The organism is Enterococcus pseudoavium NBRC 100491, from assembly GCF_001544295.1.
In the GTDB taxonomy this organism is placed as follows: Bacteria; Bacillota; Bacilli; order Lactobacillales; family Enterococcaceae; genus Enterococcus_A; species Enterococcus_A pseudoavium.
This window is the reverse complement of sequence record NZ_BCQF01000020.1, coordinates 20,665-44,423: the sequence shown is the minus strand read 5'-3', so window position 1 is coordinate 44,423 and position 23,759 is coordinate 20,665. Positions and strand designations below refer to the sequence as shown.

Sequence of the window (23,759 nt, the reverse complement as noted above, 5' to 3'; positions counted from 1 at the left end):
AGCTTTTACTCTCGGCATTTTTTAATGATAAGCGAACATCAGTTGTTTAATTTTCTCGCGAATCGTTTCAATTTTGTCATTTAGTGGCTCTGGTATGTCAAGATATTCCGCTAGATAACTAGCTGTCCAGGCTTCTGGGTCCATAAATGAACTTTGAAGTGGATATAAAAATGCCAACTCGACTTTTACTTGTTCCAATAAATTGCTCAATAAAATGGGATCTTGATCCCGCAGTCGTAGCGTTAAAGCTTCTTCGATCGCTAGCAACAGGCGATCATCGAAACCGGCACTAGCTGGTGATAACTCAATAATCTCTGCCTGAATGGTTAAATAGCGAACTTTTTCATTAAAACCTAACTGTGCCAGGCTTTCAAATAAATAGCTACGAACCAAGGGGGCCACGTTAGGATCAACCATCAACTTTTCTGCCCGTGCTCTCAACTGATTTGCGGGCAACTCTCTGATTTTTCGAACTAGCACCAGCTGTTCCATCGGTTCTAATAGCGGCAGCATAGCTAACTCAGTCTCAAGCTGATTAATTTGTGCTTGCTGTTGTTTTTGATAAAACGCTTCTTGATCTGCAATCCGCATTTCCCAACGATTTTTTTGCTCTTCCGTAAGCAGCTTAACTTTTTGTGCTCGCCATAGAAATTCCCGAGCCGTAAAAAAGCGTTGTCCATAGAGCTGAATTTGTAAGTATAACTCCATGTTCTCCAATGTTTCGAGGTAACTGTCAGCCGCCTCCTCCGCATAAGTTGCAGCCCCAGAAAAATCGCCCTGCTCGATTGCTAGACTTGCGATTAAGCGGTTCAACTTAGCCGAGGGGTCTAACTGATAGGCCTGTTTGTAATTTTCTAATGCTTGTTGCTGATTCCCTTCAGAAAAAGCTTCTTCTGCTAATGCTAAATAATAGTTAGCGTTATTAGGAAATTCAATTGGTTTCATGCTTCTGCATCGCCCTCTCTAGCCGCCAATAAATTTAAGGTTACCACACTCGTATCAGAAAAATAATCACCGATATGCTGCTTATTAGGGGTGAAAATAGTGACCAAGTAACCGAACATAAAAAAGGCTCCCCGTAAAATAAAGCGGCATGCTCCTTCACGAATCAAAACCGTTTGCCAACTCAGTTCTTCCTCTTTAAAACAAATTACGCGAATCCCAAAAATCATCTTGCCAATTGTTTGGCCTTGATTTAGCTTGGTCAACAGGATGAAATAGGCCAAATAGATTCCTAGTGCCGAAAGACCATAAACACTTGTTAACTCACGGCTTTTGGAGAGGTTGAATAAATTAGCTGGTAATCCCAGTAAAATCCCTGTAATCGCTGCAATACACAATAAATCTACTAAATACGCAAAGCAGCGAATCCAAAAACCAGTATAAAAATATTCAGGATAATAATGGAATTCAGGCTGTTGCTGTGGCTTTTCAAGTAATTTTGAAACGGGACCGACTGCTGGTTTCGTCTCTGTCATCATCGCTACTCACCTCCATAAAGATACATCGCTTTAGGGGCTTGCGGGGTTCCGACGCTCTCCACGATATTCCGAACCAACTCTTCTTGCGAAGGCTTGATTCCTTGCAATTCGGCTAAACTATTACCAAACCAAGTATTGATAAAATTAGTTGCTCCAGCTGTGTAAGAAACAACCGTAGCATCCTTTAATCCGGCCTCTTTTTTCAACGCCGCCAATGCTTGATCGGGATAACCCAACTCGTCCACCAATCCATTTTCAACTGCTTGAACACCATCATAGATTCGGCCATCTGCTAATTGACGAACTTTGGTTTCATCCATCTTACGACCTTGCGCTACCGTTTTGACAAATCGACCATACATACTATCAACAAAGGCTTGTAAAACTTCTTTATCTGCTTTTGTTTGTGGTCGCGAGCTAGAACCGATATCCTTTAAAGCTCCACTCTTAATCGTTGTATCTGTTATTCCCAATTTCTCCATTAAACCAGAATAATTCATGCTCGACATGATCACTCCGATCGAACCGGTCATCGTGTCTTCGGTAGCAAAAATTTTGTCGGAATTCGCAGCAATATAGTAGCCACCGCTTGCAGCTTGGTTCTCCAGCGAAGCGTATATCGGAATTTTCTGCTCTTTTTGTAAATCTTTTAGAGCACGAGTAATTTCCGCCGTCTCATAGACTGAACCACCTGGAGAATTAATTTCCAATAAAATCCCTTTGACTTGGCTATCTTTTTTGATCTTAGCTAGTTGTTTCATGAATGATGCATGATTATAGCCGCCCGTTGAAAATAACCCGCTTGTGCCGTCATCGACAATTGTCCCTTCGACACTCAATTTTACAATCTTTTTATCACTCGAACCATTTGTTTCAATTTTTTCTTGCGGTTCATCACTGCCATATAATAATTCATTGACTTGACTCAGCTCTTGCTTGTTTTCATTCTCATTATTGCGGCTGATCATCGATGAAAGAACAGAAAATAGTAGCAATACTACCGCGATTCCCACCGCAACCCAACGTCTTTTATTCATTCGCTTCCTCCTACTTCTTTTTAGTATAAATTACGAATAATCAAAACTTTTTCAATTGGTCCTGCTCCCTGCATCTTTTCGGCTTTTTCTAATAGCGAATAGCCACCGAAAAGTTCATGCGTCAAAGGATCTTCTATCTCAAAGGCTTGGGCCTCCTCGATACTCAATGCATCAGGATTGATTTCTTGAATGCTGTCCCAGCCAGTATCCAAAAAGATTTTTGTATCGTCCGTGATTTCCGGATTATCAGTAAGCTGCGTCAAAAATTTCCGCAACTCTCCAATGGTAAGATTTTCTGGTTGATTCATTTTATTTCCCCCTCAATTATTTTTGTGAAGCCCGTCACCAGAATTTAACTATTAACTCAGCAACGCTTTCTCACATAATAAAAATCTAACGTTTTTAAACACTATAGAAACGTACCTCACCATTTTACCTTATTCTTAAATGAATTGCAGAGATTGATTGAACTCAGCTTTCTCCTTCCACAAATTACATATATACCAATTTTATAAAAATAAAAAAAGATTTGACTCGGAGCAATCTTTATATTATATTAATCATTGTTTCCGATAATAAAACAAAAAAATCTTAAATGTACCAATAAGATAGCGCCAGACCTTTTTCAAAGGTGACGAGGAAGAAGTTGATCGAGTAATTCGGCGGGTGACTTCAGGGCGGCTGTGCTCTACAGACTATTACAAAAACTTGATAAAAGAACAAAAAAATAGTCAGACAGCTCGGAAACATGTAATGACACTAATAGGAAAGTAGGAAAGACATTATGTGTGGAATTGTAGGAATCGTAGGAAATCCAAAAGCAACAGAAGTTTTAGTAAACGGCTTAGAAAAATTAGAATATCGCGGGTATGACTCCGCTGGTATCTTTGTAGCCGATGAAAAGCAAGAGTATTTAGTTAAATCGCAAGGCCGAATTAAAGACTTAGCCGCTAAGATTGGTGAAGAAGTTCAAGGAACGATCGGGATTGGCCATACGCGTTGGGCCACTCACGGCGAACCAAGCGAAGAAAATGCGCATCCCCATACGTCACAAAGTCAACGCTTTGTCTTAGTTCACAACGGCGTTATCGAAAACTATGATGAACTAAAACAACAATATTTAGCTGATGATACTTTTTACGGAGAGACCGATACAGAGATCGCTGTTCATTTAATCGAATATTTTGCAAATCAAGGACTTTCAACAAAAGCTGCCTTCAAAAAAGCATTAAAAGAAATCCGCGGCTCTTACGCTTTTGGCTTAATCGATAAAAATGATCGGGAAACCATCTACGTTGGAAAAAACAAAAGTCCATTACTAATCGGTTTAGGCGACGGCTTTAACGTCATCTGTAGTGATGCCTTAGCCATGTTACAGCAAACGAATCAATTCGTTGAAATCAATGACGGAGAAATGGTCATCGTGACTAAAGACCACATTGAAATCGAAGATCCAGCCGGCAATGAAATTCAACGTGCCCCTTACGAAGCAAAAATCGACCTTTCAGATATGGAAAAAGGTACTTACCCTTACTATATGTTAAAAGAAATTGATGAACAACCCGCTACAATGCGTCGGATCATCAGTGAATACACCGATGAAACAGGAACCGTTGTGATTGAAGATGAGTTGTTACAAAGTTTATTGAACAGTGATCGGATTTACATCGTGGCTTGCGGTACTAGCAATAACGCTGGTTGGGCCAGCAAACAAATCATTGAAGGACTAGCCGGAATTCCGGTTGAGATTCATTTGTCTAGCGAATTCGGCTACAACATGCCTTTACTTTCAGAAAAACCTTTCTTCATTTATTTAACGCAGAGTGGTGAAACTGCCGACAGTCGTCAAGTATTAGTCAAGACGAACGAATTAGGTCACCCTGCTCTTACAGTGACCAACGTAGCTGGTTCGACATTATCTCGGGAAGCCAGCTATACAATGTTGCTACATGCAGGTCCTGAAATCGCGGTTGCCTCAACCAAAGCCTATACGGCTCAAATTGCCGCTTTAACTGTTTTGGCTAAAGCTGTTGGCGAAGCTAAGAATATTGCAGCAGCCAAAGAATTCGATTTAACAAAAGAATTAGGAATTGCTGCTAATGCAATGGATGTTATGATTGCAGAAAAAGCCATGATTGAAGAAATTGCAGCCGATTATTTAGCAACAACGCGCAACGCCTTTTATATCGGACGTTCTGAAGACTACTACGTTTCAATGGAAGTCGCTTTAAAATTAAAAGAAATCTCGTATATCCAAGCTGAAGGCTTTGCCGCGGGTGAATTAAAACACGGAACAATCGCTTTAGTTGAAGAAGGAACTCCAGTCATCGGAATCATCACTGAAGCAGTTACCGCTCCTCATACGCGCGGTAACCTTCGTGAAGTAGAAAGCCGCGGAGCGCATACACTAGTGATTGCCTCAGAAGAACTAAGTAAAGAGGGCGACCAAATTATCTTACCAGTCGTTCATCAATTCTTACGTCCGTTAGTTTCCGTTATTCCTGGACAATTGATCGCCTACTACGCTACCTTGTTACGGGGTTATGATGTTGATAAGCCACGTAACTTAGCAAAATCAGTTACTGTAGAATAAATAAAAGGGTTGAGCATGCTCAACCCTTTTTTAGATCTTTCCGCTAAAAAAGCTCGGTCTTTTCAGACCGAGCTTTTTTAAATTAATCTAAACCGATTTCGGCACGTACAACCGAAGCGATCTTATCAACGTAGTAATTTACTTTTTCATCTGTTGCAGCTTCTGCCATCACACGTAGCAAAGGTTCAGTCCCTGAAGGACGAACTAGAATCCGACCATCGCCATTCATTTCAGCTTCGGCTTCTTCAATTGCTTGCTTGATTGCCGGAACGTCCATCGCACCATATTTATCACTAACACGAATATTAACTAATTTTTGCGGGTAAATAGTTACTTCTCCCGCCAGTTCAGAAAGTTTTTTACCTGTTTGCTTCATAATGTTCAACAATTGAACTCCCGTCAGCATACCGTCACCAGTCGTATTGTAATCTAAGAACAATACATGCCCTGATTGCTCACCGCCAAGATTGTAATCATTTTTGCGCATTTCCTCAACGACATAACGGTCACCGACTTGCGTAATGACATCCTTCAAGCCAATTTCTTCAATTGCTTTATGGAATCCCAAATTACTCATAACAGTAGTAACTACTGTGTCTTTTTTCAATCGTTTACGTTCTGCTAAATACTTAGCACAAATAAACATAATCCGATCGCCATCAATGATATTTCCTAACTCATCCACAGCGATGACACGATCGCCATCCCCATCAAAGGCTAGACCCACATCAGCACCCTTTTCAACGACCATTTCTGCCAATGCTTCTGGATGAGTTGATCCTACCCCAGCATTGATATTTAAGCCGTTCGGTGATGTTCCCATAGTATAAAAATCGGTCTCTAAATCAGCAAATAGACGATTGACACTCGTTGAAGTTGCTCCATTTGCCGCATCGACACAGACTGTTAAGCCCGATAGATCACCGGAAATCGTTTGAACAAGGAATTGTGAGTATTTCAATAATCCTTCATGGAATTCATCCAATGTTCCTAAACCTTCCGCTGATGGACGAGGGAGCGTATCTTCTTCTGCATCCAGTAACGCTTCGATTTCAGCTTCTTGTTCGTCTACCAATTTAAACCCGTCGCCACCGAAAAACTTGATTCCGTTGTCTTCCGCTGGATTGTGAGAAGCGGAAATCATCACACCCGCTGAAGCTTTTTGTAATCTCGTTAAATAGGCCACTCCAGGAGTTGAGATAACACCTAATTGAAACACTTCGATTCCTACAGATAATAGACCTGAGATCAACGCTGTTTCCAATAATTCACCCGAAATTCGAGTATCACGCCCCACTAAAACTCTTGGACGCTCAGCACTTTCATGATGCTGACTCAAGACATAGCCGCCACAACGGCCCAATTTAAAAGCTAGTTCCGGTGTTAGCTCCTTGTTTGCGATTCCGCGTACGCCATCTGTTCCAAAATATTTACCCATTAATTATAATTCCCTTCTTCATCTCTTCAGCTAGTTCGTTGATTGGACTGAGGACTCTTCAACAGTCTCTGTTGTTTGACTTGTTTCTGTTTCGGAGGCTTTTGTAGTTTCACTTGAATTTCCAGTGTCCTCAGTCGTTGACGAGCTAACGTTGTTTGTACTATTTGTTTGTGACTCTTGTGATTTCTTAAATATCGGTGTTACTTGCGCACTCACCGTTTTAGGATTAACTTGATATTCTCCCGAGACAGGCACATCGATCAGTTTTTTTACCGTTCCCTGGATTTGGCTCACATCCACTGGGATACCGATGCTATCTATTTGATCAAGCACTGACTGTCCGCCAGTAATTGTTGCTTTAGAACGGTTCAAGTCAATTTTGACACTCTCCACCGCTTCAGGCAATTCACCTTCTTGAATCGGATAAAGTGCAACTTCCTTGCTTGGGGTTTGAATTTCAAAATTAACCGTCACATTTTGTGGATCCGACTGAATCGGTAATGCTTCACCATTGGCATTCAGAGCCTGGACAGGTGCTAAAATACTTTCTTGGTCCGCTTTTAGTTTACTGATATCCACGGATGCAACGACACGATCGATTTCCTTCATCGTATCTTCTCCAGTTGTGATCTCAACTTTTCCTGGCTTAGCAGACATTTCTCCAATCTTCAACCCATTACTGCTGGTTGCACTACTTAAAATCGGTGAAACCTCAAATTCTTTTTTAACTTTTTTTTCCATAGTTATTGAAACTTTATCCGGTTCGATTGTTGCAAAAAGTGAGCTAGCTAGATTTTTGGTTTTTAAGCGCACTTCATGCGTTCCACTGGATAAATTTGTCAAATCAGCTACAACGCTAAAATTTCGTGTATCCGGATCAATTTCCCGATTCAGCTGAATTCGATTGGCTCCACTCAGTTTAACCGAGACATTTGATGAAAAACCATGAACAAAATATTCATCAGAGTCATAGACAACATTGATTGGTACATTTTGAATTACTTCTTCGTAACTCGTATCAGAAGAAACCAATCGGCTGAAATTTTGACTATTTACGTTGAAAAATAGAATTAAACTAAATAGCAAAGAAATCAGCATGTATGGCAAATTACTTTTCTTAAATTTAATCCTCATTTTTGGCCTCCTTTAGTCAAACCTTCAAAAAAAGTTTGCAAGAGACTCTTTTTCCCAGCTTTTTTCTCATCTGGTAATAACTCTCGACGCATCACAGCCAAGTACTCTTCTTGTGACAGATCATGTAGAAAATCATTATTCAGCGTGATACTTACACCGCCTGTTTCTTCTGAAACAATAAAGGTCAGCGCATCGCTTACTTCACTGATTCCTACTGCCGCTCGATGGCGAGTACCGAATTCTTTCGGAATCAACATACTGTCTGACAATGGTAGATAAGCAGAAGCAACTGCGATCTTCCCGTTTTTAACAATTACGGCACCATCATGTAACGGTGTATTCGGAATAAAAATATTGATCAACAGCTCTCCGGTGATGTCCGCATCCAAATCAATTCCTGTTTCAATGTATTCTTCTAAACCAGTGAAACGCTGGATCGTTACTAGAGCACCGATTTTCCTTTTTGACATGTACTGAATCGCTTTGTCAAATGCTAAGATCATTCGTTCGTCTTCACGTTCTTCTTTTTTGGTTGCTTTAAAGAATGAACTGCGACCCAAATGTTCCAAGCCACGGCGAACCTCTGGTTGGAAAATAATGATTGCTGCGATCACACCATAAGTAATGATTTGGTTCATTAACCACGATAGCGTGTGCAAGCCAATCAATTCAGCAAGAATTCTAATCCCAATGAAAACGGCCACACCTTTAAGTAGTTGAACCGCTTTTGTTCCACGAACCAATTCAAACAATCGATAAATCAAAAACCAGACAACGAATATATCTAACAAGTTGACAATAATATCCCAGGTTGAAAGATTCTCAGAAAAAAAGCTAAGCCAATATTCCGGTTTGAATAATTCAATTAGACGATTAGGCATAGATTACCTCTCTTTCTATCCAAAATTCTCTACAATTATACCACAATGGTACAGGTCTGACATAAAATTTAAGAAGAGCCTCAGCAAGCCAAGACTCTTCTTTTTTATTTCATTTTATTCCGCAACCTGCTAAATAAATTGCTAATAGGTTGATGGAACGCAAATTCCGTTATTACTTATTGCGTTTTTCAGCTCGCGCGGCGCGACGGGCTGCTCGCCGTGCTTCAGCCTCTGGATCTGCTTGCCGTTCACGCTTTGGCTTAGCAGTTTTCACTTCAGCTGGATCAGCACCGGTTAATTTTGCTCGGATTTTTTCTTCCTGACCAGCTAACCGGGCGTAGTTATAAAAACGGGTTTCAGCGTCATTGACCGTTTTTTGGTATAAGCGTTGTGCATCATCTGGTTGAATTCTTTCCAAAGCAGAAAAACGGGTTTGTTGTTTCATAAAACCAATCATCTCATTAAAGTTTGGCTTCTTATAATCCAAAGTCATTGGATTTTTTCCTTTTTCTCTTTGAGCTGGATTATAACGATACAATGACCAGTAGCCAGATTCAACGGCTTCTTTTGCTTCACGCAGTGTTTGACTCATACCACCTCGTAAACCATGGTTGATGCATGGAGTATAGGCAATAATCAAAGAAGGTCCAGGGAATTTTTCCGCTTCTTCTAATGCTTTTATAGTTTGCATTTGATTGGCACCTGAAGCAATCTGCGCGACGTAAACATTACCATAAGTCATCGCCATCATGCCTAAATCTTTCTTCGATTGATACTTTCCGCCAGCCGAGAATTTTGCAATAGCTGCAGCCGGAGTAGCCTTCGAGGTTTGACCACCAGTATTAGAATACACTTCATTATCCATAACTAAAATATTAACATCTGCTCCGCTGGCTAAAATATGGTCGATACCGCCATAACCGATATCATAAGCCCAGCCATCGCCACCAAACATCCATTGACTTGTCTTCACAAACAAGTCACGATTTTCATAAATGTCAGCGAGTTTAGGATCTGTTAACCCTTCTGCCTCAAGCGCTGCAGTTAATTTTGTCGCCCGTTGATGCGTCCCTTCGGATTCGAACATATGGTCCATCCAGTCTTCCATCAACTCACGCAATTCGTCAGATACTTGATTCAACACATCATTCATTTTATCTGCCAACTCTTTACGACGCGTTTGATTCGCTAGGAACATCCCGTAACCAAACTCAGCGTTATCTTCAAAAAGTGAATTCGACCAAGCCGGACCTTGTCCTTGTTCATTTGTTGTATAAGGACTTACTGGTGCCGCTGCACCCCAAATTGACGAACAGCCAGTCGCATTGGCGATCATCATTCGATCACCAAACATTTGCGTCATCAATTTGACATAAGGGGTTTCGCCACAGCCCGAGCAAGCGCCAGAAAATTCAAGCAATGGTTTATTAAACTGCGAACCGATCACTGAATTGGTTTTGGCTGGGTTGGCTTTTTGTTTTAAGGTCATTGAAAAGGCCCAATTGATGGCTTGTTCCTTTTCTTCTTCGTAAGGCTTCATCACTAAAGCTTTCCCTTTTGCTGGACAAGCCTCAACACACAAGCCACAACCCGTACAATCTTCTACTGAAACTTGGATGCGGTATTTCAAGCCGTCTACTCCGCGCATTTCCCGAACGATATAACCTTCAGGTGCTTCTTCCAATTCCTCATCATCTGCTAAAAATGGACGAATCGCTGCATGAGGACAGACAAAGGAACATTCATTACACATCGTACAGCGTTCACTGATCCAGTGAGGAACCTCTAATGCGACACCCCGTTTTTCAAATTTTGCCGTGCCAGTTGGCATCGTTCCATCAGTCATCCCATTAGCAACTAAGTCGTTGACCGTCAAATCATTGCCTTGCATTGAGTTGACTGGCTCAAGAATTTGTTCCACATATTGGGAAACCGGCGTCTTCCGAATTTTTTCAGGAATCTCAACTGTTTGCCAAGTTGCTGGAACGTTTACGTGATGCAATAATTCCACCGTTTGGTCAATTGCAGCAATATTTTTCTCAACAATTTCGACAGATTTACGACGATAACTTTTATCTGCCTCTTCTTTTAAAATATCCAAGACTTCATCAAACGGAATAATCCCCGTCAAACTAAAGAAAGCTGTTTCCATCACTGTATTAATCCGTTGACCTAATCCAACTTCCATCGCTAATTTTGCCGCATTGATCGTATAAAATTTAATCTTGTTTTCAGCAATGTAGCGTTTCATTTTGGCCGGTAATAATTTATCCAGCTGCTCGTCATTCCACATGGTATTCATTAAGAAAATCCCGCCTGGCTTCAAACCTTTCAACAAGTCATAGGTATGAATATAGGCTGGTGTATGACAAGCAATAAAATCGGCACTTTCAACTAAATACGTCGAGCGAATCGGAGTATCCCCAAAACGTAAATGAGACACAGTTAAGCCACCCGATTTTTTTGAATCATAATAAAAATAGCCTTGAGCATATTTATCGGTATGGTCACCGATAATTTTGATTGCTGATTTATTAGCCCCGACTGTCCCGTCTGAACCAAAGCCCCAAAATTTTGCTTGGAAAGTCTTAGGATTGGTCAAATCAAGGGTTGCTTTTTTCTCTAAGGACAAATTCGTCACGTCATCGACGATCCCGATAGTAAACCGTTTTTTGGCTGCTTTTTTATCTTTTAACAGTTCATCATAGACCGCCACGATTTGATCTGGGGTAACGTCTTTTGAACCTAACCCAAAACGACCACCAATAATTTTCGGACGAACAGCTGCTTCATACATCACACCTTGAACGTCTAACAATAACGGTTCTCCATCGGCACCAGGTTCTTTCGAACGATCTAAAACAGCAATCCCTTTGACAGTACTTGGTAGTTTTTCTAAAAAGTTTTCTGTTGGGAACGGACGATACAAATGAATATTCAAAAAGCCGACCTTACGACCATTCGCATTCAAATAATCGACGGTTTGTTCAATCGTCGGAGCGACTGAACCCATCGCTACAATCACTTCTTCGGCGTCCTCTGCACCGTAATAATTGACTAGATCGTAGTTTGTTCCGCGTAATTGATTAATTTCTCCCATATACTTTTGAACGATTGCTGGCAATTCATCGTAATACTGGTTGATGGTTTCTCGTTGTTGAAAATGAATATCAGGATTTTGATTTGTTCCGCTAATCGTTGGATGATTCGGATTCATACTGCGTTTACGGAAAGCTTTTAATTTTTCCTGGTTGATTAAAGGAGCTAACTCTTCATAATCCAATACTTCGACTTTTTGAATCTCGTGACTTGTTCGAAAGCCATCAAAAAAGTTCATGAAAGGCAGACTACCCTCAATAGCAGCTAAATGCGCCACCGCTGATAAATCCATCACTTCTTGAACACTGCTTTCCTGAAGCATCGCAAAACCGGTTTGACGAGCGGCCATCACATCGCCATGATCACCAAAAATATTCAGTGCATTTGTGGTAATTGCCCGACTTGCCACATGAAAGACGCCTGGCAATAATTCCCCAGCAATCTTATACATATTAGGAATCATCAATAATAATCCCTGAGATGCTGTATAAGTAGTCGTTAAAGCGCCCGTTTTCAAAGCCCCATGAACAACGCCGGCAGCTCCGGCTTCCGATTGCATTTCCGTGATGGAGACCGGCTGACCAAAGATATTTTTCTTGCCTTGCGAAGCCCATTGATCAACTAGCTCAGCCATTGTAGAACTAGGAGTGATCGGAAAGATCGCTGCTAATTCAGTAAAGGCGTACGAAATATAAGCCGCAGCTGTATTTCCGTCCATTGTTTTCGTCTTACGCATATTTCTCCTCCTTATTTATCGTCACATTTGCTTAACAGCCGAACCCCAACCTACCTCCGTCGATCTTCCGAGCGGATTTCGGTTTTTATGCTACTTAAAACTAAAAAAACGGCTGCGCATGTCTATCTTCTTTAGTATAACGCTTTTATTATAAACTAATCTGTAATAATTTTAAACAAAGCATCGGACTTCTTATACTCTCTGAAAGAAAAAAGTTTGTTTTCTTTTGAAACTCTTGTACACTAATAAATGAAAGGACGTGTTTTCTCATGGATATTACGGTGATCAACCCAGCTCTAGTCAACGACTTCAATGGCATTAAAATCGGATCTAATACTGCTTCCAAGCGGATCGTTGAATTTATCAATTTACGCTGTCCTTATTGCAAGCAATGGTTTGAAGAAACAAATGATACTTTGAATCAAGCAGTCGCTCAAGGACAACTTCAACGAATCATTAAATTGTTGGATAAAGACAAGGTCAGCTTACAGCGAGGAAATGTTATGCACGAATATATCAGTGACGATCCTAAAAAGGCCTTAATTCAAATTCAGCAGGCTTTTGCAACTCAGGAAACTTGGAAAGATCTAGAATTAGAAGCTGTTGCTCAATACGCTGAAAAGACGTTACACTTCAGCCAACAAGACAACGAAAGTTTACGTCGAGAAATTCGCAACGAAGCCGAACAAGCCAACATCCAATTTGTACCTACCATTATTTTAGGTGACCATATTTTTGATGAATCGATTGATGAAGTGACATTAAAAAACTATATTGCAGAGTAAACGAAAGACCGTTTGAAATCAAACGGTCTTTTTTCGTAAATTCTCAGCAAAATCATTAATTTTCCGAATGCGATGGTTAATCCCTGATTTAGAAATCGCACCGGATGGAATCATCTCCCCGAGTTCTTTCAAGCTGATTTCCGGATTTTGAATTCTTAACTCGGCAATTTCTTGTAATTTTTCCGGTAGAGACTGCAGTCCGACGGTCGCCTCAATAAAATGAATATTTTCAATTTGTTTTGAAGCCGCATCGATCGTTTTATTCATATTGGCGGTCTCACAATTCACTAAACGATTGACAGAATTACGCATATCACGGACGATTCGTACATCTTCAAATTTTAACATCGAATTCGTTGCACCAATCAACGTTAAAAAATCAGCAATTTTCTCGGCCCCTTTTAAATAGGTGATAAACCCATTGCGCCGTTCCAACGTTCGCGCATTAAGCTCGAATTGATTCAATAAATCGCAAATATCTTGATTGTGTTCTTCATAAATCGATGAAATCTCCAAATGATAGCGACTAGTTTCCGGATTATTAACTGAACCCGATGCTAAAAAGGCTCCTCGTAAATAAGCCCGTGTCTGCTCATCTGATTTTTTAATTTCATTAGAGATATGAGCTTGGAACATCAACCCATCCATAATATCTAAATCAAGCAAAATTTTCTGGGTTTCTTGTTTCAGCCTAACGATGTAGACATTATTCTTTTTTAATTTCATTTTCCGACGCACCAATAATTCACTGCGCACACCATAATGTTCTTTTAGTAACGTAAAAATCCGGCGAGCAATCGCCGCATTTTCTGTCTGGACATTTAAAACAAATTGATGATTACTCAAACTAAGCGAACCGTTCATTCGGATCAAAGCAGCGAGCTCAGCTTGCGCAAGATTCTTTTGGACTGTCAGACCCGTTAATTCTTTTTTTACTTCTGCTGCAAAAGACATGACGAGCCCTCCTCTTCATACGAAAGAATGAATTTTTCAAAATGAAAAATCCATTCTCCTGACTCTATGTTAAAACGACATAGGATATTTTTTTAAATTTTAGCTCCAAATACAATTCGGAACAATTCATCCACCACTTTATCGCCATCGTGGAAGACCCCGCCGTCTCTTAGTTTCAAGAAATCGGTGGACACGACACGACAGCCTTCTTCCCGTAAACCGTTAAAATCATGGGTGACTTGAACTAAATATTCATCATAAACTTCAGGGTCCATATAGCCTTCAGGGATTTTTTCAGTATTAACCAAGACCGTATCGATAAATTTACTAGCTAAATGTTTATGTAGCACGCGAATATGGTCTGCATCACTAAAGTGTTCAGTTTCACCCTTTTGCGTCATAATGTTACAAATATAAACCACTTCAGCAGGAGTCGTCCGAACCGCTTCGCCTAACTCTTCAATTACGAGATTCGGCAAAATACTCGTAAACAACGAACCCGGTCCCAAGACCACCATATCGGCTTCCTGAATCGCGCTGACTACTTTGCGGGCAGCATGGACGGCGGTATCGCCATTTTTTTCGGTAACATAAACTTTTTCAATCGTTTTACGATCCAAAGCAATTTTAGATTCGCCAACGGCACTAGTTCCATCCGTAAAATCAGCATGTAAAACAAGCGGTGTTTCCGAAGATGGATAAATGTGGCCCTCCACGTGTAACATCTTGGACAACAGTTGAATTGCTTCATAGGTACTGTTGCGCATTTCTGACAAAGCCGCGATTAAAATGTTGCCAATTGTATGATTAGCCAAAAATTTATCGTCTTTATGAAAGCGATATTGAAAGAGATCTTCATACAACTTTGGCATATCGGATAAAGCCGCCAACACATTTCTTAAATCGCCTGGTGGTGCCATATCAATGGAATCCCGTAGTTCACCACTACTACCACCATCATCTGCGACAGTCACAACTGCCGTAATATCAGCACTTTGATTACGCAAACTTTTTAAGATAACTGGCAGACCCGTTCCCCCGCCAATCACAACGATTTTAGGTTTGCGGATCCGATAAGTTTTCATTTTCATGAGCGATTCACCGTCTCTTTGCGTTTGTCCTTGTCACGGTGGGTAATATTTACTTTGTAGTCAGAGGCTTTAAGCGCTTTGCCAACTCGTTCAGTCAATGCGACGGAGCGATGCTGCCCACCCGTACAGCCAATGGCCACGGTAAGTGAACTTTTCCCTTCTTTTATATAGCCCGGTAAAATATCCATCAACAAACGGACAAAGTTGGTATAAAAGCTTTCTGTTTCGGGAAACGACATGACATAATCATAGACCGGTTTATCTAAACCCGTTTGTGGGCGTAATTCTGGAATATAATGAGGATTAGGCAAGAATCGCACATCCATCACGATATCCGCATCAATTGGCAAGCCATATTTAAAACCAAAAGATACCACTTCTACATGAAAACCAACATCATCTTTTTGTTTAAAGGATTGATTGATTTTTTCTCTTAATTGACGCGGGGTCAAATCTGTCGTATCAATCATCAGAGTGGCACGATTTTTTAGATCATCTAAAATCGCTCGTTCCTTACGAATCCCTTCCGTAATCATCCCATCCATTGCAAGGGGATGAGCCCGGCGTGTTTCTTTATAGCGAGAAACCAATTCCTCGTCTGAACAATCTAAAAATAAAATACTGGTATCAATGAAACCTGTGTTCTCAATTTCAAGCAGCATTTTTTGAATATCTTCAAAAAATGACCGCGAACGCAAATCGACGACCAAAGCAATCTTTGTTACTTTACCTGATTCGCGAATCAACTCCCAAAATTTAGGAATTAGCCCAGGTGGCATATTATCTACACAAAAATACCCCATATCTTCAAAACTTTGAATGGCAACCGTCTTTCCTGCACCACTCATTCCGGTAATGACAACTAAACGTAAACTCTCAGTCATGTGTGTCACTCCTTTCTCATAATTAGGAAAATCATTTTCAATGATTCTTATTTTAAATCGTATACCTTATTCTTAGTTACTTGGTTGGTTTCTTTAAACACAACGCTCTTCTGATTTAAGCTAGAGCTACAAATATTTTTTTGACAAAAATATTTATACCACTTAATCAAATCGATACTTCACGCTAAAAAAAGGCAAAATCTTTTGCCTTCGCAAAAATTATAACACTCCTGGCGTGTCTTTACTACTTATTTATCATTCTTTAGCTTTTTCTAACGTTTAATCATTTATGTCATGTCCTGACGTGTGTTAAAAATAGCGACTAGAGTAGACAAAAAAAGATCTCCCTATTTGGAAGATCTGTTTTTCAATGCTAATTCAATCGTACGATCAGCCAGAATGGATTGAGCATCAATCACTGGATAAGGAACCGCTGGGGTCAACTCATGCACTAAAGACAACTCTGTACACCCTAAAATCGCATTTTGACAGCCATATTTTTCAAAGACGTCTGAAAGAATTTCTAAATACAGCTCACTATTAATAAAATCATTTTCTTTTACTTCATGATAAATTAAATAATTTACCTTCTCCTGCAATGCTTGATCAGGAAGCAAGACATCAAAACCTTTTGCTTGCAATGCCTTTTGATAGACCTTCGCAGTCATCGTACCTTCCGTTGCCAAAACAGCGATTTTCTCCCCCACTTGATGGTGGCGTGTGACTTCATTGACCGCCTCTCGCGGCATATGCAAAAGCGGAATCTTCGTTGCCGCCTGAAGTTGCTCAAAAAAGTAATGTGCTGTATTACAGGTCAACACGATAAAATCCGGTTGCAATAAGTTTTGCTTCTCAATATCGTCTAATAGAAAAGGCAAGGGATTATCTGCTTCATGGTCTAAGATATAGGCCGTTCGGTCAGGAACTGTGGCATGATTGAACATCACATAGTTCAAATATTCTTGGTCATTGTGGGCCTGCGTCCGTTTATTCAAGATTCGAATAAAACTTTCTGTCGCCATCGTCCCCATCCCGCCAAGAATACTAAAGAAATTTTCCATCCTTATCCTTCTTTCTCTTTAAAGAATAGATCAAATCGTCCTTTATATTTACTAAACATATATTTCATTAAGATCCAGCGCATCAAGGACATATCTTTTTTGTAAAAGACCGTGGTCCCCCATTGATTCTTTTTAATCAAATCTAAAGCTTTTTGCTTGTCATCATTGTTCCGTGCAAATTTTTCGAAAACACTCTTAGGCACACCCATCCATAACATGGACGTTGCTGGCTCCGCTTTACCATAAACTGTTTCAGTGAAGGGCTTATCAAAAACACGATCTTCTGTGACATATTGTGCTAGATTAAAGCCATTTAAAGTGACAAAGAAACTGCTGCGACCTTGACGTAAATTAATCTCAAATAATTTGTATTCGCCATCACGAGGATCATATTTCATATCAAAGTTGGCAAAACCAGTATAATTGATTCTTTCTAAAAAGCTTTTGATGGTTTGATAAATTTTTTCGTTATACTCTGGTAAAATTGCGACATAGTTGCCGACTGCCTCCGGTGAAGGATCTTCTAAGAGCGGATGCCCTAGACACATCATTCGAACTTGATGGTTTTGATCGACATAGGCATTTAAGACCCGCATATTACTGTCATCACCCGGAATGAAATCCTGAGCAATCATCTCACTTGTATAACCCGCTTGATAGATTCGTTCGATGATTGTGTCAAATTCATCTCGTGTATCTAAAATAAAGGCCTTTTTACGACCTTCAAAATCGATCGATAACCATTCCACACTATTCGCAGGTTTGAGTGCCACTGGAAACTCAAAAGGTAAATCTTGTTTTAATTTACCAGCCTCTAACAGATCTTCCCGGATAATAAAAGTATTAGGATACGGCAATTCATATTTTTCGCAAATTTCATAGAAGCTCACTTTACTAATCAAACGCTGTAATAGCTCAAACTCAATATAAGGACAAATAAACCATTGTGATAACTCTTCTTTATGCTGGGAAACCAATTCAGCATAGCCATCACCACAGGCAATAACCAAATATTTAGTTTCAGGATCATTGTAGGTAGTTGCAGCTAATTTACGCATTTGCTCCATGAACACAGGATCTTTATCAAAACCTGGTACAACATGAACATTGACAATTTTACTATATTTTGTTGGGGCCAACTGTAAACCAGCGTAAGCCTCAGAAACGATGCCATATGCTTCATGGAAGGAACGGGCCATTCCATAAACATTAATGTCGCTTCCTAATAGAATCGGTACAAATTTTTGTTTTTTAGTCATAATTTTCTACACCTTCTCATTCTAAATCCTTGATAATCATACCATAAAGAAAAATGCAAGCAAAGGAGAATCCTTTACTTGCATCAAGCTTTCGCAGTTATTTATTTTTTGAGAACACGTTTCAAATAATGTCCGGTATAACTCTCGGGGACTTCTGCAATTTCTTCTGGTGTCCCAGTGGCTAAAATCGTTCCGCCACCATCGCCACCTTCTGGTCCTAGGTCGATCACATAGTCAGCTGACTTAATAACATCCAAATTATGTTCGATGACTAAAACGGTATTGCCTGCATCGACAAAGCGTTCTAAAACTTTTAATAAGCGCGCGATATCATCCGTGTGTAACCCGGTTGTTGGCTCATCTAAAATATAAAAGTTCTTACCATTAGAATTTTTATGCAACTCGCTGGCAAGTTTCATCCGTTGGGCTTCACCGCCAGACAAGGTTGTCGCTGGTTGCCCCATCGTGACATAGCCCAACCCAACATCAACGATTGTTTGTAGTTTGCGATGAATTTTAGGAATGTGTTTAAAGAATTCCACGGCATCTTCGACGGTCATCTCTAAAATATCAGCAATGTTCTTACCTTTATAATGGACTTCCAATGTTTCTGAATTGTACCGTTTCCCATGACATACCTCACAAGGCACATAAACATCTGGTAAGAAATGCATCTCGATTTTGATGATTCCATCGCCACGACAGGCTTCACAACGTCCCCCTTTGACGTTGAAACTGAAACGCCCTTTTTTATAGCCACGAATCTTTGCTTCATTTGTTTGGGCAAACAAATCACGAATATCATCAAAGACACTTGTATAAGTCGCTGGATTGCTTCGCGGTGTACGACCAATCGGACTTTGATCGATATCGACTAATTTTTCGATCGTATTATATCCGGTGATTTTTTTGAATTTCCCTGGCTTGTTGGAATTTCGATTCAACTTCTGAGCCAACGCTTTTTTCAAAATTTGGTTAACTAAGGTTGATTTTCCAGAACCGGAAACACCAGTCACTGCGACAAATTTACCTAAAGGAAATTCAACATCAATATTTTTTAAATTATTTTCTGCTGCCCCTGTTACTTTGATCTTTTTGCCGTTTCCTTTGCGCCGTTCTTTAGGAACCGCAATCTCACGTTTTCCAGATAGGTATTGACCGGTTAAGGAATTTGGATTTTTCTCCACTTCTTCTGGGGTGCCAGCCGCAACGATCTGACCACCTTGGTCTCCCGCACCAGGCCCCACATCAATCAAATAATCCGCTGCTCGCATCGTATCTTCATCGTGTTCGACAACAATCAAGGTATTCCCTAAATCGCGCATTTTCTTCAATGAATCAATCAAACGGTCGTTGTCTCGTTGATGCAGACCGATTGATGGTTCGTCCAAAATATATAGCACACCAGATAAATTTGACCCAATTTGAGTGGCTAAACGAATTCGTTGCGCTTCCCCACCAGATAAAGTACCGGCCGCACGGCTAAGCGTCAAATAGTCTAACCCCACATTCCGCAAGAACGTCAATCGATCTTTGATTTCTTTTAAAATCGGTTTAGCGATCATTTTTTCTTGTTCACTTAAAGCGACTGCTTCAAAAAATTCTAAAGTTCCATTAATCGATGTTTCACTGACGTCACCAATATTTTCGCCATTGATTTGAACCGATAAAGCTTGCGGATTCAACCGATACCCATGACAAGTTTGGCAAGTCAGCTCAGTCATGTATAAGCGCATTTGATCGCGCGTAAAATCGCTATTGGTTTCTGCGTAGCGTCGATTGATATTGTTGATGATTCCTTCAAAGGGGACTTCTACGTCACGCACGCCACCAAAGTCATTTTCATAGTGGAAATGGAAATTTTCACCATTTGAACCATTCAAAACAATTTCCTGATGTTCTTTAGGCAATTCTTCAAACGGTGTATCCATATCAATCCCAAAACTCAGACACGCTTGTTCCAACATTTGCGGATAATACTGCGAACTAATCGGATTCCAAGGCACCAAGGCGCCTTCCCGTAACGTCTTGCTTTGATCCGGGATTACCAAGTCTAAATCAACTTCCAATTTGATTCCCAAGCCATCACAATCATGACAGGCACCAAAAGGAGCGTTAAATGAAAAGAGACGCGGTTCTAGCTCCCCTACAGTGAAACCGCAATATGGACAAGCATAATGCTCACTAAAGAGCATTTCTTTTTCACCAATCACATCAACGATCGCATAGCCTTCCGCTAAGCGTAACGCAGCTTCAAACGAATCAAACAGTCGCGAGCGAATCCCTTCTTTTACAACGATCCGGTCAACGATGATTTCGATATCATGCTTTTTACTTTTACTTAACTCCGGTGCTTCAGTCACATCATATAACTCACCATCCACCCGCATCCGGACATAACCTTCACGCTGGATCATTTCAAACACTTTTTTATGCTGACCCTTTTTCTTTGCTACCACTGGCGCCAAAATCTGAATCTTGGTTCGTTCCGGCAATTCCAGTACTTTGTCGACCATTTGTTCTACGGATTGCGAGCTAATCTCGATATGATCATTAGGACAAATTGGATGTCCAACCCGTGCAAACAGCAAGCGCAAATAATCATTGATCTCTGTAACAGTTCCTACAGTTGAACGAGGATTCTTACTTGTCGTCTTTTGATCAATCGAAATGGCCGGACTCAACCCATCGATGCTATCAACATCCGGCTTATCCATTTGTCCGAGAAACTGCCGAGCATAAGCCGATAAGCTTTCCACATACCGACGTTGCCCTTCCGCATAAAGCGTATCGAAAGCCAACGAACTTTTCCCGGAACCTGACAAACCAGTAACCACGACCATTTTGTCACGAGGAATCGTGACGTCCACGTTTTTCAAATTATGAGCTCGCGCTCCATGAATCACAATCTTATCATTCGCCATGTAATTTCTCCTATTTCGTATAATATTTTCCAAAAGGAAACGTGAGTTCTTTTTTATCTATTCTTCTGCCAAAAAGCACGTTGCATCAGTTTTATGAAATAGCAACTCCTGCAAAGTAGAGTTGCTATTTATGCATCATCATAAGTATACAACCTTTTAATAGGACACTTCCAGCCGGAAGTGTCCTATTAAACTACTCTGCTGCTTTCATTTCTAAAATGGTATCACGCAAAGTTGCGGCGGTCTCAAAATCAAGTGTCTTAGCCGCTTCCCGCATTTCGTCTTCTAGTTTCGCAATCAACTCTTTACGCTCGGCTTTCGACAACTCTTCAAAGGACGTTGTATCATAAGTTCCCGTCTCCTCGGCCACTTTACTGATCGAGATCAAATCACGAATTTCCTTAATAATCGTCTTAGGCTCAATCCCGTGATCTTCATTGTATTGCTGTTGCGTACTGCGTCGCCGTGAAGTCTCGTCCATCGCTCGTTGCATAGAGTCGGTGATCTTATCAGCATACATGATAACTTTCCCTTCAGAATTTCGCGCGGCCCGCCCAATTGTTTGAACCAAGGAACGCTCACTCCGTAAGAACCCTTCTTTATCAGCATCCAAAATGGCGACTAACGAAACTTCCGGAACATCGATCCCTTCACGAAGCAAGTTGATCCCAACTAGAACATCGAACTTGCCTAAACGCAAATCACGAATGATTTCGGTTCGTTCCAATGTTTTAATATCACTGTGTAAGTATTTGACCTTGATCCCTAACTCTTTGAAATAATCAGTTAAATCTTCTGACATCTTTTTCGTCAAGGTCGTAACAAAGACCCGTTCATTACGTTCTGAACGTTCATTGATTTCGCCGACCAAATCATCGATTTGCCCCATAATTGGCCGCACTTCAACAACTGGATCTAATAAACCAGTTGGTCGAATGATCTGTTCGACCACCGTATCGGTCTGCTCATGCTCGTAAGGTCCCGGTGTCGCTGAAACGTAGACGATCTGATTGACCCGTTCTTCAAATTCTTCTAACCGTAAAGGACGGTTATCTAACGCTGAAGGCAAACGAAAACCATAGTCCACTAACATTTGTTTGCGAGCCCGGTCACCATTGTACATTCCCCGGACTTGTGGCATCGTTACATGGGACTCATCAATAACTAGCAAGAAATCATCTGGAAAGAAATCCATCAAAGTATAAGGTGGTTCCCCTTCTTTTCTGCCATCCATGTGGCGCGAATAGTTTTCGATCCCTGAGGTGTATCCCATTTCCCGCAGCATCTCGATGTCATAATTGGTCCGTTGTTCCAAACGTTGGGCCTCTAACAATTTATTTTCACTACGCAAGCTTTCTAAACGATCCGCAAGTTCCTTTTGAATATTACTGATAGCGACTTCCATATGATCTTCGTTGGTTAAAAAGTGCGTCGCCGGGAAAATCGCTACGTGCTCAGTTTCACCCGTAATTTCCCCCGTCAAAGCATCGACTTCCCGAATCCGCTCAATTTCATCACCAAAGAATTCCACTCGCAACGCTCGTTCATCTCGTGATGCTGGAAAGATCTCAACAACATCCCCCCGCACACGAAAACGACCACGTTGAAAATCGATATCATTTCGTTCAAACTGGATATCAATCAAACTCCGTAATAATTGATTGCGATCCATTTCCATCCCAACTCGCAAAGAAACCACCTGTTCCATATATTCTTTGGGCGAACCTAAACCAAAAATACACGAAACAGAGGCAACCACAATCACATCATTTCTTTCCAAGAGAGAGCTGGTAGCCGAATGACGAAGTTTATCGATTTCGTCATTGATACTGGAGTCTTTCTCGATATACGTATCACTGGAAGGAACATAAGCCTCCGGTTGGTAATAATCATAGTAGCTGACAAAATACTCTACCGCATTGTTAGGAAAGAATTCTTTAAACTCACCGTATAATTGTCCCGCTAACGTTTTGTTATGGGCGATGATCAAGGTGGGTTTGTTCACTTCCTTAATAACATTAGAAATCGTGTAGGTTTTCCCCGTACCCGTTGCCCCTAAAAGTATTTGAGCTTTTTTTCCATCGACGACCCCTTCGGTTAATTGCGCAATGGCCTTAGGCTGGTCGCCAGCAGGCTGATATTTTGAATGAAGGTCAAACAGATTATCTGTTACTCTTTCAATCACACAAAAATCCCCCTTTTCAATTAAATAAACGTAACTTTTCTACCTAAAAATTATAGCATACCGAACATATTTTCGCCATTTTTAGTTCTTCACTTTAAAAGATTCTAAAGAAGCGTATGTCACATTTTCTTACATTATCTGTTAAGAGTTTCTAGCTTTTTTTATATTGGACAATGAAGCCCCTTGTGTTTTATCCTTAAACTAACATATAATAAAC

General features: G+C 40.6%; 17 protein-coding genes. 2 read left to right on the top strand and 15 right to left on the bottom strand.

Annotation, left to right across the window (positions count from 1 at the left end):
• Positions 1-21 precede the first annotated feature (21 nt).
• From EP1_RS09865 to EP1_RS09850, 4 genes are read right to left on the bottom strand one after another with little or no spacing between them, the layout of a single operon-like run.
• Positions 22-945, bottom strand: coding sequence for a tetratricopeptide repeat protein (locus tag EP1_RS09865; protein WP_067626956.1), 924 nt, complete (start codon positions 943-945; stop codon positions 22-24).
• Entirely contained in the window at positions 942-1,481 is a 540-nt protein-coding gene (locus EP1_RS09860) for an RDD family protein (protein ID WP_067626954.1), read from the bottom strand. The genes EP1_RS09865 and EP1_RS09860 overlap by 4 nt, the downstream gene beginning before the upstream one ends.
• Before the next feature lie 2 nt (positions 1,482-1,483).
• Positions 1,484-2,518, bottom strand: a complete 1,035-nt coding sequence (gene sppA, locus EP1_RS09855; RefSeq protein WP_067626951.1) for a signal peptide peptidase SppA — start codon at positions 2,516-2,518, stop codon at positions 1,484-1,486.
• A 20-nt stretch (positions 2,519-2,538) separates the two neighbouring features.
• Positions 2,539-2,826, bottom strand: coding sequence for a hypothetical protein (locus tag EP1_RS09850; RefSeq protein WP_067626949.1), 288 nt, complete (start codon positions 2,824-2,826; stop codon positions 2,539-2,541).
• A gap of 476 nt (positions 2,827-3,302) precedes the next feature.
• Here EP1_RS09850 and glmS point away from each other — a divergent pair, with 476 nt between their 5' ends.
• Positions 3,303-5,111, top strand: coding sequence for a glutamine--fructose-6-phosphate transaminase (isomerizing) (gene glmS, locus EP1_RS09845; RefSeq protein WP_067626947.1), 1,809 nt, complete (start codon positions 3,303-3,305; stop codon positions 5,109-5,111).
• Positions 5,112-5,193: 82 nt separating this feature from the next.
• On the opposite strand, the gene glmM is transcribed toward glmS, so the two are convergent.
• From glmM to nifJ, 4 genes are all read right to left on the bottom strand, one after another.
• The gene (glmM, locus tag EP1_RS09840) at positions 5,194-6,549 is read right to left on the bottom strand and encodes a phosphoglucosamine mutase (RefSeq protein WP_067626944.1); all 1,356 of its coding nucleotides are present in this window, start codon (positions 6,547-6,549) and stop codon (positions 5,194-5,196) included.
• A gap of 30 nt (positions 6,550-6,579) precedes the next feature.
• Entirely contained in the window at positions 6,580-7,683 is a 1,104-nt protein-coding gene (locus tag EP1_RS09835; protein ID WP_067626942.1) for a CdaR family protein, read from the bottom strand.
• Positions 7,680-8,564: a diadenylate cyclase CdaA gene (gene cdaA, locus EP1_RS09830; RefSeq protein WP_067626940.1), complete on the bottom strand. Its 885-nt coding sequence runs from the start codon at positions 8,562-8,564 to the stop codon at positions 7,680-7,682. Before cdaA ends, EP1_RS09835 begins: the two co-directional genes overlap by 4 nt.
• A gap of 172 nt (positions 8,565-8,736) precedes the next feature.
• Positions 8,737-12,399: a pyruvate:ferredoxin (flavodoxin) oxidoreductase gene (gene nifJ, locus EP1_RS09825; protein WP_067626938.1), complete on the bottom strand. Its 3,663-nt coding sequence runs from the start codon at positions 12,397-12,399 to the stop codon at positions 8,737-8,739.
• Positions 12,400-12,668: 269 nt separating this feature from the next.
• Between nifJ and EP1_RS09820 the strand changes: the two genes are divergently transcribed.
• Positions 12,669-13,184: a thioredoxin domain-containing protein gene (locus EP1_RS09820; RefSeq protein WP_067626935.1), complete on the top strand. Its 516-nt coding sequence runs from the start codon at positions 12,669-12,671 to the stop codon at positions 13,182-13,184.
• Between the two features lie 18 nt (positions 13,185-13,202).
• Here EP1_RS09820 and whiA read toward each other — a convergent pair whose 3' ends face one another.
• The 7 genes from whiA to uvrB all read right to left on the bottom strand — a co-directional run bounded on the left by whiA (position 13,203) and on the right by uvrB (position 23,542).
• The gene (gene whiA, locus EP1_RS09815) at positions 13,203-14,138 is read right to left on the bottom strand and encodes a DNA-binding protein WhiA (RefSeq protein WP_067626933.1); all 936 of its coding nucleotides are present in this window, start codon (positions 14,136-14,138) and stop codon (positions 13,203-13,205) included.
• Positions 14,139-14,230: 92 nt separating this feature from the next.
• Complete coding sequence (locus EP1_RS09810) at positions 14,231-15,229, bottom strand: gluconeogenesis factor YvcK family protein (RefSeq protein WP_067626931.1); 999 nt, start codon at positions 15,227-15,229, stop codon at positions 14,231-14,233.
• Complete coding sequence (gene rapZ, locus EP1_RS09805) at positions 15,226-16,113, bottom strand: RNase adapter RapZ (RefSeq protein ID WP_067626928.1); 888 nt, start codon at positions 16,111-16,113, stop codon at positions 15,226-15,228. The genes EP1_RS09810 and rapZ overlap by 4 nt, the downstream gene beginning before the upstream one ends.
• Positions 16,114-16,460: 347 nt before the next feature.
• Complete coding sequence (locus tag EP1_RS09800) at positions 16,461-17,174, bottom strand: amino acid racemase (RefSeq protein WP_067626926.1); 714 nt, start codon at positions 17,172-17,174, stop codon at positions 16,461-16,463.
• A gap of 2 nt (positions 17,175-17,176) precedes the next feature.
• Complete coding sequence (locus EP1_RS09795) at positions 17,177-18,433, bottom strand: carboxylate--amine ligase (protein ID WP_067626924.1); 1,257 nt, start codon at positions 18,431-18,433, stop codon at positions 17,177-17,179.
• 101 nt (positions 18,434-18,534) lie between these two features.
• Positions 18,535-21,357, bottom strand: coding sequence for an excinuclease ABC subunit UvrA (gene uvrA / locus EP1_RS09790; protein ID WP_067626921.1), 2,823 nt, complete (start codon positions 21,355-21,357; stop codon positions 18,535-18,537).
• Positions 21,358-21,550: 193 nt separating this feature from the next.
• Positions 21,551-23,542 carry an excinuclease ABC subunit UvrB gene (gene uvrB, locus EP1_RS09785; RefSeq protein WP_067626919.1) on the bottom strand — a complete coding sequence of 664 codons (1,992 nt, stop codon included), beginning with the start codon at positions 23,540-23,542 and terminating at the stop codon, positions 21,551-21,553.
• Between the last annotated feature and the right edge of the window lie 217 nt (positions 23,543-23,759).

Excerpts from the sequence above, each read along its gene's own strand:
- whiA (WP_067626933.1), bottom strand. The coding sequence starts at position 14,138 with ATGTCTTTTGCAGCAGAAGTAAAAAAAGAATTAACGGGTCTGACAGTC.
- EP1_RS09835 (WP_067626942.1), bottom strand. The coding sequence starts at position 7,683 with ATGAGGATTAAATTTAAGAAAAGTAATTTGCCATACATGCTGATTTCT.
- rapZ (WP_067626928.1), bottom strand. The coding sequence starts at position 16,113 with ATGACTGAGAGTTTACGTTTAGTTGTCATTACCGGAATGAGTGGTGCA.
- EP1_RS09820 (WP_067626935.1), top strand. The coding sequence starts at position 12,669 with ATGGATATTACGGTGATCAACCCAGCTCTAGTCAACGACTTCAATGGC.
- EP1_RS09795 (WP_067626924.1), bottom strand. The coding sequence starts at position 18,433 with ATGACTAAAAAACAAAAATTTGTACCGATTCTATTAGGAAGCGACATT.
- glmM (WP_067626944.1), bottom strand. The coding sequence starts at position 6,549 with ATGGGTAAATATTTTGGAACAGATGGCGTACGCGGAATCGCAAACAAG.
- nifJ (WP_067626938.1), bottom strand. The coding sequence starts at position 12,399 with ATGCGTAAGACGAAAACAATGGACGGAAATACAGCTGCGGCTTATATT.
- sppA (WP_067626951.1), bottom strand. The coding sequence starts at position 2,518 with ATGAATAAAAGACGTTGGGTTGCGGTGGGAATCGCGGTAGTATTGCTA.
- cdaA (WP_067626940.1), bottom strand. The coding sequence starts at position 8,564 with ATGCCTAATCGTCTAATTGAATTATTCAAACCGGAATATTGGCTTAGC.
- uvrA (WP_067626921.1), bottom strand. The coding sequence starts at position 21,357 with ATGGCGAATGATAAGATTGTGATTCATGGAGCGCGAGCTCATAATTTG.
- EP1_RS09865 (WP_067626956.1), bottom strand. The coding sequence starts at position 945 with ATGAAACCAATTGAATTTCCTAATAACGCTAACTATTATTTAGCATTA.
- EP1_RS09850 (WP_067626949.1), bottom strand. The coding sequence starts at position 2,826 with ATGAATCAACCAGAAAATCTTACCATTGGAGAGTTGCGGAAATTTTTG.
- EP1_RS09860 (WP_067626954.1), bottom strand. The coding sequence starts at position 1,481 with ATGATGACAGAGACGAAACCAGCAGTCGGTCCCGTTTCAAAATTACTT.
- EP1_RS09800 (WP_067626926.1), bottom strand. The coding sequence starts at position 17,174 with ATGGAAAATTTCTTTAGTATTCTTGGCGGGATGGGGACGATGGCGACA.
- glmS (WP_067626947.1), top strand. The coding sequence starts at position 3,303 with ATGTGTGGAATTGTAGGAATCGTAGGAAATCCAAAAGCAACAGAAGTT.
- EP1_RS09810 (WP_067626931.1), bottom strand. The coding sequence starts at position 15,229 with ATGAAAATGAAAACTTATCGGATCCGCAAACCTAAAATCGTTGTGATT.